Annotated in this window: 10 protein-coding genes and 1 pseudogene; 5 read left to right on the plus strand and 6 right to left on the minus strand. The window is 69.5% G+C overall.

What is annotated here, in order from left to right:
• Positions 1-44 precede the first annotated feature (44 nt).
• A complete protein-coding gene (gene acnA / locus ACIA79_RS04895) occupies positions 45-2,762 on the minus strand; it encodes an aconitate hydratase AcnA (RefSeq protein ID WP_399426723.1) in 2,718 nt (905 codons plus the stop codon).
• Between the two features lie 533 nt (positions 2,763-3,295).
• Here acnA and ACIA79_RS04900 point away from each other — a divergent pair.
• From ACIA79_RS04900 to ACIA79_RS04910, 3 genes are all read left to right on the plus strand, one after another.
• Positions 3,296-4,030: a dienelactone hydrolase family protein gene (locus ACIA79_RS04900; protein WP_399426724.1), complete on the plus strand. Its 735-nt coding sequence runs from the start codon at positions 3,296-3,298 to the stop codon at positions 4,028-4,030.
• A gap of 297 nt (positions 4,031-4,327) precedes the next feature.
• Positions 4,328-4,684: a VOC family protein gene (locus ACIA79_RS04905; RefSeq protein ID WP_399426725.1), complete on the plus strand. Its 357-nt coding sequence runs from the start codon at positions 4,328-4,330 to the stop codon at positions 4,682-4,684.
• A 50-nt stretch (positions 4,685-4,734) separates the two neighbouring features.
• Positions 4,735-6,264, plus strand: coding sequence for a helix-turn-helix domain-containing protein (locus tag ACIA79_RS04910; protein ID WP_391816140.1), 1,530 nt, complete (start codon positions 4,735-4,737; stop codon positions 6,262-6,264).
• Between the two features lie 474 nt (positions 6,265-6,738).
• Here ACIA79_RS04910 and ACIA79_RS04915 read toward each other — a convergent pair whose 3' ends face one another.
• Positions 6,739-7,029, minus strand: coding sequence for a hypothetical protein (locus ACIA79_RS04915; RefSeq protein WP_399426726.1), 291 nt, complete (start codon positions 7,027-7,029; stop codon positions 6,739-6,741).
• 727 nt (positions 7,030-7,756) lie between these two features.
• On the opposite strand from ACIA79_RS04915, the pseudogene ACIA79_RS04920 reads away from it, so the two are divergent.
• Positions 7,757-8,531: pseudogene (locus ACIA79_RS04920) on the plus strand (transposase family protein).
• A gap of 403 nt (positions 8,532-8,934) precedes the next feature.
• On the opposite strand, the gene ACIA79_RS04925 reads toward ACIA79_RS04920, so the two are convergent.
• Positions 8,935-9,126, minus strand: a complete 192-nt coding sequence (locus tag ACIA79_RS04925; protein WP_399426727.1) for a DUF397 domain-containing protein — start codon at positions 9,124-9,126, stop codon at positions 8,935-8,937.
• Positions 9,123-10,004: a Scr1 family TA system antitoxin-like transcriptional regulator gene (locus ACIA79_RS04930; protein ID WP_399426728.1), complete on the minus strand. Its 882-nt coding sequence runs from the start codon at positions 10,002-10,004 to the stop codon at positions 9,123-9,125. The genes ACIA79_RS04925 and ACIA79_RS04930 overlap by 4 nt, the downstream gene beginning before the upstream one ends.
• Positions 10,005-10,161: 157 nt before the next feature.
• Between ACIA79_RS04930 and ACIA79_RS04935 the strand changes: the two genes are divergently transcribed.
• Complete coding sequence (locus ACIA79_RS04935; protein ID WP_399426729.1) at positions 10,162-10,608, plus strand: ATP-binding protein; 447 nt, start codon at positions 10,162-10,164, stop codon at positions 10,606-10,608.
• Positions 10,609-10,628: 20 nt separating this feature from the next.
• Here the strand turns inward: ACIA79_RS04935 and ACIA79_RS04940 are convergent, their stop codons facing one another.
• Positions 10,629-11,384, minus strand: a complete 756-nt coding sequence (locus tag ACIA79_RS04940) for a thioesterase II family protein (RefSeq protein ID WP_399426730.1) — start codon at positions 11,382-11,384, stop codon at positions 10,629-10,631.
• Between the two features lie 13 nt (positions 11,385-11,397).
• Positions 11,398-12,183, minus strand: a complete 786-nt coding sequence (locus ACIA79_RS04945) for a thioesterase II family protein (protein ID WP_399426731.1) — start codon at positions 12,181-12,183, stop codon at positions 11,398-11,400.
• Positions 12,184-12,243 lie beyond the last annotated feature (60 nt).

Consider the following 12,243-nt stretch of genomic DNA (forward strand, 5'->3'; position numbering starts at 1 on the left):
CCGTCGGCGGACGGGGTGCGGCCCTGGTGCCGTGCGGCCGACCCTTAGTTGCGGATCAGGTTGCGCAGCACGTACTGCATGATGCCGCCGTTGCGGTAGTAGTCGGCCTCACCGGGGGTGTCGATGCGGACGACCGCGTCGAACTCGACGCCCGTGTCGGTGGTGACCTTGACCGTGCGCGGCGTGCGGCCCTCGTTGAGCTCGGTGACGCCGGCGATGGAGAAGGTCTCCTCACCGGTCAGGCCGAGCGACTGGGCGGACGCGCCCTCGGGGAACTGCAGCGGCAGGACGCCCATGCCGATGAGGTTCGAGCGGTGGATGCGCTCGTACGACTCGGCGATGACGGCCTTGACGCCGAGGAGCGCGGTGCCCTTGGCGGCCCAGTCGCGGGACGAGCCGGAGCCGTACTCCTTGCCCGCGAGGACGACGAGCGGGATGCCCTGCTCGATGTAGTTGCGGGAGGCGTCGTAGATGAAGGAGACCGGGCCGCCGTCCTGCGTGAAGTCACGCGTGTAGCCGCCCTCGGTGCCCGGCGCGATCTGGTTGCGCAGGCGGATGTTGGCGAACGTACCGCGGATCATGACCTCGTGGTTGCCGCGGCGCGAGCCGTAGCTGTTGAAGTCGCGGCGCTCGACGCCGTGCTCCGTGAGGTACTGGCCGGCCGGGGTGTCGGCCTTGATGGCACCGGCCGGGGAGATGTGGTCGGTGGTGACCGAGTCGCCCAGCTTCGCCAGGACGCGGGCGCCCGTGATGTCCTCGACCGGGGTGGTCTCCATCGTCATGCCCTCGAAGTACGGGGGCTTGCGGACGTAGGTGGACTGCGGGTCCCACTCGAAGGTGTTGCCGGTCGGGATCGGCAGCGCCTGCCACTGGGCGTCGCCCGCGAAGACGTCCTGGTAGGACTTGGCGAACATGTCCTCGCCGATGGCGCCCGCGACGACGTCGTTCACCTCGGCCTCGGAGGGCCAGATGTCCTTGAGGTAGACCGGGTTGCCGTCCTGGTCGGTGCCCAGGGCGTCCTTGGTGATGTCCACCTTCATGGAGCCCGCGAGGGCGTACGCGACGACCAGCGGCGGGGAGGCCAGGTAGTTCATCTTGACGTCGGGGTTGATCCGGCCCTCGAAGTTGCGGTTGCCGGAGAGGACCGACGTCACGGCGAGGTCGTGCTCGTTGACGGCCTTGGAGACCTCCTCCGGCAGCGGGCCGGAGTTGCCGATGCAGGTGGTGCAGCCGTAGCCGACGAGGTTGAAGCCGACCTTGTCGAGGTACGGGGTGAGGCCCGCCTTGTCGAAGTAGTCGGTGACGACCTTGGAGCCCGGGGCGAGGGTGGTCTTGACCCACGGCTTGCGGGTCAGGCCCTTCTCGACCGCCTTCTTGGCCACCAGCGCGGCGGCGACCATGACGTACGGGTTCGAGGTGTTGGTGCAGGAGGTGATCGCGGCGACGGTGACGGCGCCGTGGTCGATCTCGTACGTCGAGCCGTCGGGGGCGGTCACCGGTACCGGCTTCGACGGGGCGCCGTTCGGCGTGTTGGCCGGGGCGTCGGAGGCCGGGAAGGACTCCTTGCCCGCCTCGTCGACGTCGTCCACGTAGTTGCGGACGTCCTGGGCGAACTGCTGGGCGGCGTTGGCGAGGACGATGCGGTCCTGCGGGCGCTTCGGGCCGGCGATGGAGGGGACGACCGTGGAGAGGTCGAGCTCCAGCTTCTCGGAGAAGTCCGGCTCGGCGGCCGGGTCCAGCCAGAGGCCCTGCTCCTTGGCGTACGCCTCGACCAGCGCGACCTGCTGCTCGGAGCGGCCCGTGAGCTTGAGGTAGTTCAGGGTCTCGTCGTCGATCGGGAAGATCGCGGCGGTGGAGCCGAACTCGGGCGACATGTTGCCGATGGTGGCGCGGTTCGCGAGGGAGGTGGCGGCGACGCCCTCACCGTAGAACTCGACGAACTTGCCGACGACGCCGTGCTTGCGCAGCATCTCGGTGATGGTGAGCACCAGGTCCGTGGCGGTGGTGCCGGTGGGCAGCTCGCCGGTGAGCTTGAAGCCGACGACGCGCGGGATGAGCATGGAGACCGGCTGGCCGAGCATGGCGGCCTCGGCCTCGATGCCGCCGACGCCCCAGCCGAGCACACCGAGGCCGTTGACCATGGTGGTGTGGGAGTCGGTGCCGACGAGGGTGTCGGGGTACGCCTGGCCGCCCCGGACCATGACCGTGCGAGCCAGGTGCTCGATGTTCACCTGGTGGACGATGCCGGTGCCGGGCGGGACGACCTTGAACTCGTCGAAGGCGGTCTGGCCCCAGCGCAGGAACTGGTAGCGCTCCTTGTTGCGGCCGTACTCCAGCTCGACGTTCTGGCCGAAGGCTTCCGCCGTGCCGAACTTGTCCGCGATGACGGAGTGGTCGATGACCAGCTCGGCCGGGGCGAGCGGGTTGATCTTCGCCGGGTCGCCGCCGAGCTCCTTGACGGCCTCGCGCATGGTGGCGAGGTCGACGACGCACGGCACACCGGTGAAGTCCTGCATGATCACGCGGGCGGGCGTGAACTGGATCTCCTGGCTCGGCTGAGCCTGCGAGTCCCAGCCGCCGAGGGCCCGGATGTGGTCGGCGGTGATGTTCGCGCCGTCCTCGGTGCGGAGCAGGTTCTCCAGGAGGACCTTGAGGCTGTAGGGGAGGCGCGCGGAGCCCTCGACCTTGTCCAGCCTGAAGATCTCGTACGACTCGTCGCCCACGCGCAGCGTGCTGCGGGCGTCGAAGCTGTTCGCCGACACGACAGTCTCCTTCATCAATGTGCGCGTTCTTACCGCATCCTGCCGCGTGGGCTCCTCGCCGATCCGCTAAGGTAAGACTTAGTTAGGTAACCCTTACCGGCTGGCGCGGCTGCGGTGCGTCTTTCGGCAGATATCTCGATGTCGAGATAACTCTAGTACATGACCGCTGCCCGGTCATGTCCCGGCACCCCGTGACCTCCCTCATCCCCTCGGGGCTTCGCTCGGCGGACCCCGTCGTCCGGCCGTCCGACGCGGAACGCCGGCGCCGCGCCGTGCGCCTCCGGTCGTACGACGGCCCCGGTCAGAGGACCGGAAAAACGACGGGACCGCTCCGCAGGGGTGGGCTAGGCTGACCGGCCATGCAGACCGGGACGGCATCACGCCACACACGGATCGGCGACCCGGTGCTCTCCTGAGCGCCGTGCGGGCCGGTGCGGGCCCGCTGTCCGACCGAGGATCCCGCGCTGCCGCACGGGCTCCGCCTCCGTCGTGTTGATCACAGGCTCGACCCATCAACCACGACAGGAGAACCCATGCCCACCAGGACACTGCACATTCCCACCGCGGACGGCCGGGCGGACGCCTTCGCCGCCTTCCCCGACCACGGCGGGCGGCACCCGGGGGTGCTGATGTACGCGGACGGCTTCGGCATCCGGCCGGTGCTGCGGGACATGGCCCGCGAACTGGCCGGGCACGGGTACTACGTACTCGTCCCCAACGTCTTCCACCGGCACGGCCCGGCACCGCTGTTCGACCTTCCCGAGCACATCGGCGCGGAGGCCCGGCCCGCGCTCATGGCCCGGCTGATGCCCTTGATCGAGGCGCACACCGCCGAACGCGCACGGCGCGACGCCGACGCCTACCTCGGGTTCCTCACGAGCCGGCCGGAGGTCGCCGCCGGACCGGTCGCGGTGACCGGCTACTGCATCGGAGGCCTCCTGGCGCTGCGCACCGCGGTGGCCCACCCCGGCCGGGTGGCCGCCCTCGCCGCGTTCCACGGCCCCGTGGGCGCCGACGGGCCCGAGACCCTGGCCAGGATCACCGCCCGGGTCCACTTCGGCCACGCCGAGAGCGACCTGACGCCCGAGGCCCTCGGCGAGCTCAACCGGGCCCTGGACGCCGGGAAGGCCGACTACACCTCCGAGATCTACCCCGGCACCCAGCACGGGTTCACCATGTCCGACACCGACGCCTTCGATCCCGCCGGACTGCAGCGCCACTGGGACCGCCTGCTGCCCCTCCTCGACCGCGCGCTGCCGCGGGGCTGAGGCTCCGGCGCGGACGGCGGCGGGACGCACGCGGCTGCGGCCGGACGGGCGGGCCGCTGCGCGGGGGTCGGTGGACCGGGGTCGGCCGGGCCGACCGGGGCCGGTCGACCGGTTCCGGCCGGCGTCGGTCGGGGTCGGTCGGGGTCGGTCGGGGTCGGCACTGCGGCCCGCCGGGGTCGGTCGGCCTGGGCCGGCCGGGGTGGATCGGGGCCGACCGAGGTCCGGTATGTGCTCTTTCGTCCCCATACGGGTGCGCTCCGGTGGCGCGGTCCCGTGCCGCGCCGTGAGCATCGGAGCATGTTCAGTGGCGCGCACGTCATCCTCTACACGCGGGACGCCGACGCGGACCGGGCGTTCCTGCGGGACGTGCTGGGGTTCGACCACGTCGACGCGGGGCGCGGATGGCTCATCTTCAAGTTGCCGCCCGCCGAGGTCGCCGTCCACCCGTCGGGGGACGAGGAGCGCCACGAGTTCTACCTGATATGCGACGACATTGAGGGCGCGCTGCGCGAGCTGACGGACCGTGGGGCCGAGGTGGCCCAGCCGGTGAGCGACCAGGGGTGGGGGCTGCTCGCCTCGCTGCGACTGCCGAGCGGTGCCGAATTGCCCCTCTATGAACCACGCCACCCCACAGCGCACACTCTGTCACCCTGATGGCCTACCCCACCGGGAGCCCCATCTCATATCTGAGATAACCTGCCGCCATGGCAGACGATTACCTCGTACGCATCGGCAAGCTCATCCGCGACGCCCGTCAACACCGTGGCTGGACGCAGACGCAGCTGGCCGAGGCACTGGCCACAAGCCAGAGCGCCGTCAACCGCATCGAGCGCGGCAACCAGAACATCAGTCTTGAGATGATCGCGCGCATCGGCGAGGCGCTCGACAGCGAAATCGTGTCGCTCGGATACTCCGGGCCCATGCATCTGCGGGTGGTCGGCGGCCGCCGGCTGTCCGGCTCCCTGGACGTCAAGACCAGCAAGAACGCCTGCGTGGCGCTCCTGTGCGCCTCCCTGCTCAACAAGGGCCGCACGGTGCTGCGGCGGGTCGCCCGCATCGAGGAGGTCTACCGCCTCCTGGAGGTGCTCAACTCCATCGGCGTGCGCACCCGCTGGATCAACGACGGGACGGACCTGGAGATCGTCCCGCCCGCCCACCTGGACATGGAGGCCATCGACGCGGACGCCGCGCGCCGCACCCGGTCCATCATCATGTTCCTCGGCCCGCTGCTGCACCGGCTGCGGCAGTTCAAACTCCCGTACGCGGGCGGGTGCGACCTCGGCACCCGCACCATCGAGCCGCACATGATCGCGCTGCGCCGCTTCGGGCTGGACATCACCGCCACCGAGGGGCTGTACCACGCGCAGGTCGACCGGGACGTCGCGCCCGACCGCCCGATCGTGCTGACCGAGCGCGGCGACACGGTGACCGAGAACGCGCTGCTGGCGGCCGCCCGCCACGACGGCGTCACCGTGATTCGCAACGCCTCCTCCAACTACATGGTCCAGGACCTGTGCTTCTTCCTGGAGGCCCTGGGCGTACGGGTGGAGGGCATCGGCACGACGACGCTCACCGTGCACGGCGTGCCGGCCATCGACGTGGACGTCGACTACTCGCCCTCCGAGGACCCGGTCGAGGCGATGAGCCTGCTGGCCGCCGCGGTCGTCACGGAGTCGGAGCTGACCATCCGCCGGGTGCCGATCGAGTTCCTGGAGATCGAGCTCGCGGTGCTGGAGGAAATGGGCCTCGACCACGACCGCAGCGCCGAGTACACCGCGGACAACGGCCGTACGCGGCTGGTGGACCTGACCGTGCGTCCCTCCAAGCTGGAGGCGCCGATCGACAAGATCCACCCGATGCCGTTCCCGGGCCTGAACATCGACAACGTGCCCTTCTTCGCGGCCATCGCGGCGACGGCCCAGGGCCAGACCCTCATCCACGACTGGGTCTACGACAACCGCGCCATCTACCTGACCGACCTCAACCGCCTCGGCGGCCGCCTCCAGCTCCTGGACCCGCACCGCGTGCTCGTCGAGGGCCCGACCCGCTGGCGCGCCGCCGAGATGATGTGCCCGCCGGCCCTGCGCCCGGCCGTGGTGGTGCTGCTGGCGATGATGGCGGCGGAGGGGACGTCCGTGCTGCGCAACGTCTACGTCATCAACCGGGGGTACGAGGACCTCGCGGAGCGGCTGAACTCGGTGGGGGCGCAGATCGAGATCTTCCGCGACATCTGAGCGCCGCCGGACAAGGCGCCGTCACTCCCATGCCGGCCCGCACGGACGCGGGGCGGGGGAGTGACGGCGCCTTCGAGAATCTTCTGGGCTTTTGGCGGGGCCCGAAGGCTTCCGCGCTGCGTACTTGAAGAGTCGGGCAGGGTTGGTTTCTCGGCTCGCTGCCCAGCCGGCATGCGCCCAGGCGACGAACGAGCACCGCGACCTCGCGCTGGTCGCCGTCGGGGTCCAGTCCGGGCGGAGTTCGGCGGCCACGTGGACGCATCCGGGAAGTGGTGCTGGATGAAGCTGCCGCGGCGTAGCTACGGCTGACTGAGCCGTTCGCCCGCGCGGAGGTGAACGGCAAACGCCGGTTATCCGTCAGATCCCACCAAGAATCCACCAGAAATGCGACCACGGGCTTCAGCTTGTCCGACGCGCCAGGCGGGACACCGACGCATTAGTGTGCCCGCCACCTAGGCGGCGGGCACACTAAGGTCATACTGTCCTTGTTAGAGAGACATGTAGCCTTTCTTCTACATCATTAACAAACTCATTTCCGCCGTAGGGCGGTAGAGATCGCCTCCACCATCGCGAATCATTGGGCCTGATCAGCGGCCCCCGCGCAATGAGTGAGCGGAAAGTGGAATCACTCTCTACAACAGCTGCCGTGAAGTCTGCAAATTCTACTGCCGATCGAGCTTCCTCATCTTCGAGCACGAGGTCAAGCAAGTCCCTAACGGAGATGTCATGCAGGTACTCGCTGTAATCCATCTCGTAGCCCTCCACGCACTCCTCCACGAAAATCCGCCATCCACCACAAGATCGCCAAGGGTCGCGTGGTGAGCTCCATCCAGCCATGGAGGCCACCCGAACGAAAGCCGAGCTCAGCGTTCCTCCACTTGGAGAGGTCATTTGAACTGCTCCTTGAAGTATTGCATCGGGTCCATGTGCGGGCGAAAGAAGGTGGAAATGGTGCCAGAACTATTCATGTAGCCGAAGTATCCGGTGCTCTGGTCGATCCTATAGAATCCACCTGATTCAGACGGAAGCGTCACAGACCCCCTCGGGCCGGCTCCCGACATGAATGACCGGGCGGTATGCCTGTAGTCGTCGAATCCACCCTGACCGCGAAATTCTGGCATGTTGGGCGGCAAGGCGGTCGGGCCAGTCACCTTCCCCTTCCTGTTTCTCTTCACTCCCAGCACATGCTTCTCATAGTGACCCCACGCGGACAGTTGACTGTTGAAGTCGGGCCGAGCGGCGACTGCCGTTGCTGATTTTCTTCCACTTGGTCGATGAGTGATTACCGCCGCGAGTACACCAGGAACGAGATAGCCATCGGAATCGACCCGATACCCTTGGCTTTCTACCCATATGTCATATTGCGCCCCATAGTTGCACCCGGGAGCGCCTGCTCCGCCGCCTGTTCGACAGTCACTGTCGAAGATCCACCCGAAAAGCTCTGACGTGTAAAGCGTGTTGCAGAAGGCTGCGGTTCGGGCATTTTCCCTGTATGGGTGGGGTGCTGAGGGCTGAGCCGTTGTGGGTGGAGACGTTCACGGGTCTGCGGATGCGGCAGTTCGAGCGGTTGGTGAAGGTCGTGCGGGAACGGGGCGGGAACGGTCCTGGCGGCGGCCGGCCGTGGTGCCTGCCGCTGGCGGACCGGGTGCTGCTGGTGGCTGTGTACTACCGCACGAACCTCACCATGCGGCAGCTCGCACCGCTGTTCGGTGTCTCGCCGGCGACGGTGTGCCGGGTGATCCAGCGGCTGCGGCCGCTGCTCGCAATCGAGCCGGCCACCCGCCCTGACGACGCCGTCGAGCGTTTGTGGATCGTGGACGGCACCCTGATCCCGCTCCGCGACCGCACGGTCGGTGCCTCCTCACGCAACTACCGGTTCTCGGCGAACGTGCAGGTCGTCATCGATGCCGACACCAAGCTGGTCATCGCGGCGGCCCGGCCTGTACCGGGCGGGCAATACCGCGGACGCGAAGGCCTGGCGGGACTCCGGCCTGGCCGCCGTCTGCGAGGGCGTGACCGTGCTGGGGGACGGCGCGTACATCAACACCGGCCTGGTGATCCCGCACCGCAAACGCCCGGGCCGGGCCCTGCTGTCGGGCGAGGAGGAGGACAACGCCGAGCACCGACGGGTGCGGGCCCGTGTCGAGCATGCCTTCGCCCGGATGAAGCACTACAAGATCCTCCGCGACTGCCGTCAGCGCGGCAGCGGACTCCACCACGCGGTCCAGGCCGTCGCCCACCTGCACAACCTCGCCCTCGCCGCATGACCAGACCGGCACCCAACCCAGCCCTGGCCTGCCCGGACACAACCTTCTGCAACACGCTTTAGGCGAAATAGGCAGAGCCAACGTCACCTCGCCCCACGATCGTTCCACGGGGCAGGTTTTCTGCATGCGTCAACTTGCTTGTTGGTTTCGAGAAGTTGCAAAGCGGGTGTATCGCAGCCTGGGAGTCTGACGCGATAGCCGTAAGGGGCAGGCGGGTGATCGATCCACCAAGGGGCGGCCTCACAAGATCGGCGCGGGCAACACGACTGCCCCCGCTCCGGAAAGGTGTACATCCGCCACCCGGGTCCCCGTCTGCGCAACACCCTGACCTGACGGCTCCGTCCCCAGGAGGGTGCGCCGTCCGCCGCGCTGCGTCGCGTACGGCGGACGGCGCACCTCGGGCTCAGCGCTCCGACGCGAACCGCACGAACCGCTGCCAGCCGTCGCGGCCCACTGCGAAGGCCGAGCGGCTCACGTCCTTGGAATCCCGTACGTGGACAGCCTGTTCGGCGATCGCGACCTCCACGCAACTGTCGCCCTGGCTGCCGCTGTAGCTGGACTTGAACCAGGCGAGTCCCGTCGTACCCCTGCTCATAGCTCTCCTCGCAGTCGCTCCAGCAGGTCCCGGGAATCCTTCGGGCTCAGGGCCTGCGAGCGCAGTGTTTCATAGCGGTGGCAGAGCACACTCACCTGTTTCGGGTCGGAAATGAGCCGCCCGTTCTCCTGGCCCTCGGAGTAGCCGAGCCGCCGGCCCTCCGGTGTCTCCAGCACCTGCACCGGCCCATCCAGACACGCGTGCAGTCCCGCGTCGAGCGGCACCACCTGGAGCGTCACATTGCGCGGGGCGCTCCGCTCCAGCACGTGGTCCAGCAGCCCGCGCATCGCCTCCGTATCCCCGAACCGCCGCCGGAACACATGCTCCTCCACGATGAAACTGAACGGCACGTTGGGCTTCTCCCGCATCATCCGCTGCCGCTCCATCCGCGCGATCAGCTGCGCCTCCAGCTCCTCGTCGGTCCGCAGCGGGATCGTGCCCTCGAACACCGCCCTCGCGTACGCCTCCGACTGCAACAGTCCGGGCACCAGCCGGCACTCGTAGGTGCACAGGCTCACCGCCTCCCGCTCCAGCCGTGCCCATCGCCGGAACCACGCCGCGAGGCCCACCTCGCCCCGGCTGAGATGGCGGGCGGCTCTGCGCAGCGCACCCGTGTTGCCCAGCGCTTCCTCCGCACGTTCGACGAACGCCCCGTCCGGCATCCGGCGGCCCAGCTCCACCGACTCCACGGTGTGCCTGGAGTACTGGACGGCGACGGCGAGCTCACCCCGGCTGAGGCCCGCGTGTTCGCGCAACGCCTGGACGACCGCGCCGAACGTCCGCAGACTGTCCGAGGGGTGGGGTTCCCGCTCCCCCTCCCCCGCCGGAACCGTCCGTGAGCCGTCTCCCGTGGCCGCCTCCGCTTCGGCGATGTCCATCCGCCGCCCCTCTCTCCCGCCGCTCAAGCCCGCATACGTGCGGCACTCAGCGTGACGGCCCGGCAGGCGTACCGTCCACTCCGTGTGCCCGTACGCTGACCGAGCGTACGCGGCGCGACGCTCGCGTCCCGCCGCCCGAGGACGTCACGCTGGCGCCATGAACCAACCCGCTCCCCCGTTCACCACCTCGCCTTTCACCTTCACGCAGCTGCTCTCCTCCACGCGGCGCGGCGCCCGGCTCGCCCGGCTGCTCGGCGTGAGCCAACTGCGGTCCTGGGGCGCCCCGGAGGACCTCACGGAACGTGCCGAGATCGTCGTGGCGGAGCTGGCCGCCAACGCCGTCCTCCACGGCCACCTGCCCGGTCGCAGCTTCCGGCTGACCCTCGGGTTCGAGGAATCGCCGGGCCGGCTTCGCATCGACGTCACCGACGCGCGCGGGGACCGGTGGCCGATGGTGCGTCCCGCGAGCGCCGTGACCGACACAGTGCTTCACGCCGGCGGGCGCGGTCTCTCGCTCGTGGCCGCGATCGCGGACCACTGGGAGACGCTCCCCTACCCGCCCAGTGGCAAGACCGTGCGGGCGGAGCTGACCGGCCCCTCATGAATCCCCGACCCCGCACGGCATCAGCGCACGAGCGTCTCGCGGATGCGGTCGATCACCGACACGGCGTGTTCGTTGAGGTAGAAGTGGCCGCCGGGGAACTCGTGCAGGGTGAAGTCGCCTGCCGTGTGGTCCGCCCACGCGTCGGCCTCCGCCCGGGTGACCTCCGGGTCGGCGATGCCCGTCAGCACCGTCACCGGGCAGCGCAGCAGCGGCGTACCGGGGCGCTTGCGGTAGGTCTCGGCGGCCTTGTAGTCGCCGCGGAACGCCGGCAGCAGGCGGCGCAGCAGCTTGTCGTCCGCCAGCACCTCCGGGCTGGTGCCGCGGAGGGACCTGACGGTGGCCAGGAGCGCCTCGTCGTCGTCGAGGTGGACCGCCTCGTGCCCGCGGTGGCAGGACGGCGCCCGCCGGCCGGAGGCGAACAGCTTCACCGGCTCGACGCCTTCGGCTTCGAGCCGCAGGGCGACCTCGTAGGCGAGGGTGGCTCCGAGGCTGTGGCCGAATAGCGCCAGCGGACGGTCCGCCCAGGGCCGCAGCTCCTCGGTCACGAAGTCGGCGAGCGCGGTCACGTCGTCGACCGGGGTCTCGGTACGGCGGTCCTGGCGGCCCGGGTACTGCACGGCCAGCACGTCGACGGCCGGCGACAGCGACCGGGACAGCGGGTAGTAGTACGTGGCCGACCCGCCCGCGTGCGGGAAGCACACCAGGCGCGCCGGAGCCGCGTCGGCCGGGTGGTAGCGCCGCAGCCAGGCACCGGTCTGCACCGTCGCTTCGGTCATGGTCTCCTCCTTCTCAGTGGGTGGCCACGGGCCGGGCGAAGGCGGTGAGGCAGTCGCGGACGGCCGCGCCGACCGCGCCCCACTGATCGCTGAGGTAGAAGTGGCCGCCGGTGAAGAGCCGCAGTTCGAATGCGGCGTGGGTGTGGTTCTCCCAGGCCCGTACCTGTTCCACGGTGGCGGCCGTGTCCTGGCGGCCGGTCATCGCCGTGATCGGGCAGGAGAGTTCGTCCCCCTCCTGGTGGCGGTAGGTCTCGATCGCGCGGTAGTCGCCGCGCAGCGAGGGCAGGATCATGCGGACGACCTCCTCGTCCTCCAGGAGGCCGGCCGCGGTCCCGCTCTGCCGCCGCAGCTCGTCGATCAGGGCGGCGTCGCCGCGCTGGTGGATGTTCCGCGCGGGGACGGGCAGGCACGGCGCGCGGCGGCCCGAGACGATCAGCCCGAGGGGCCTGTGCTCCTCCTGCCGCTGCATACGGCGGATGACCTCGTAGGCGACGACCGCGCCCATGCTGTGCCCGAAGAACACCAGGGGCCGGTCCGTCCAGGCCTGGATCTCGTCGTGCACGCGGTCGGCGAGTTCGGCGATGGTCACGCACGCCGGTTCGGCGCGGCGGTCCTGGCGGCCCGGGTACTGCACGGCCACCACGTCGGCGGCCGCGCCCACCTCGGCCGCCAGGGGGTGGTAGAAGGACGCCGCGCCGCCGGCGTGCGGGAAGCACACCAGGCGGACGGGCGCGTCCTGCTGCGGCACCGGGCCGGCTTCCCGTATCCACAGGCCGTCGCGTCGACGTGTTCGTTCCATGGGTCCGCTTCCTCTCGTTCGGGTGGCCGGGTCGGCTCACCGTGGTTCTGGCCGGGCCGG

This window comes from Streptomyces sp. NPDC051310, from assembly GCF_044455245.1.
GTDB lineage: Bacteria > Actinomycetota > Actinomycetes > Streptomycetales > Streptomycetaceae > Streptomyces.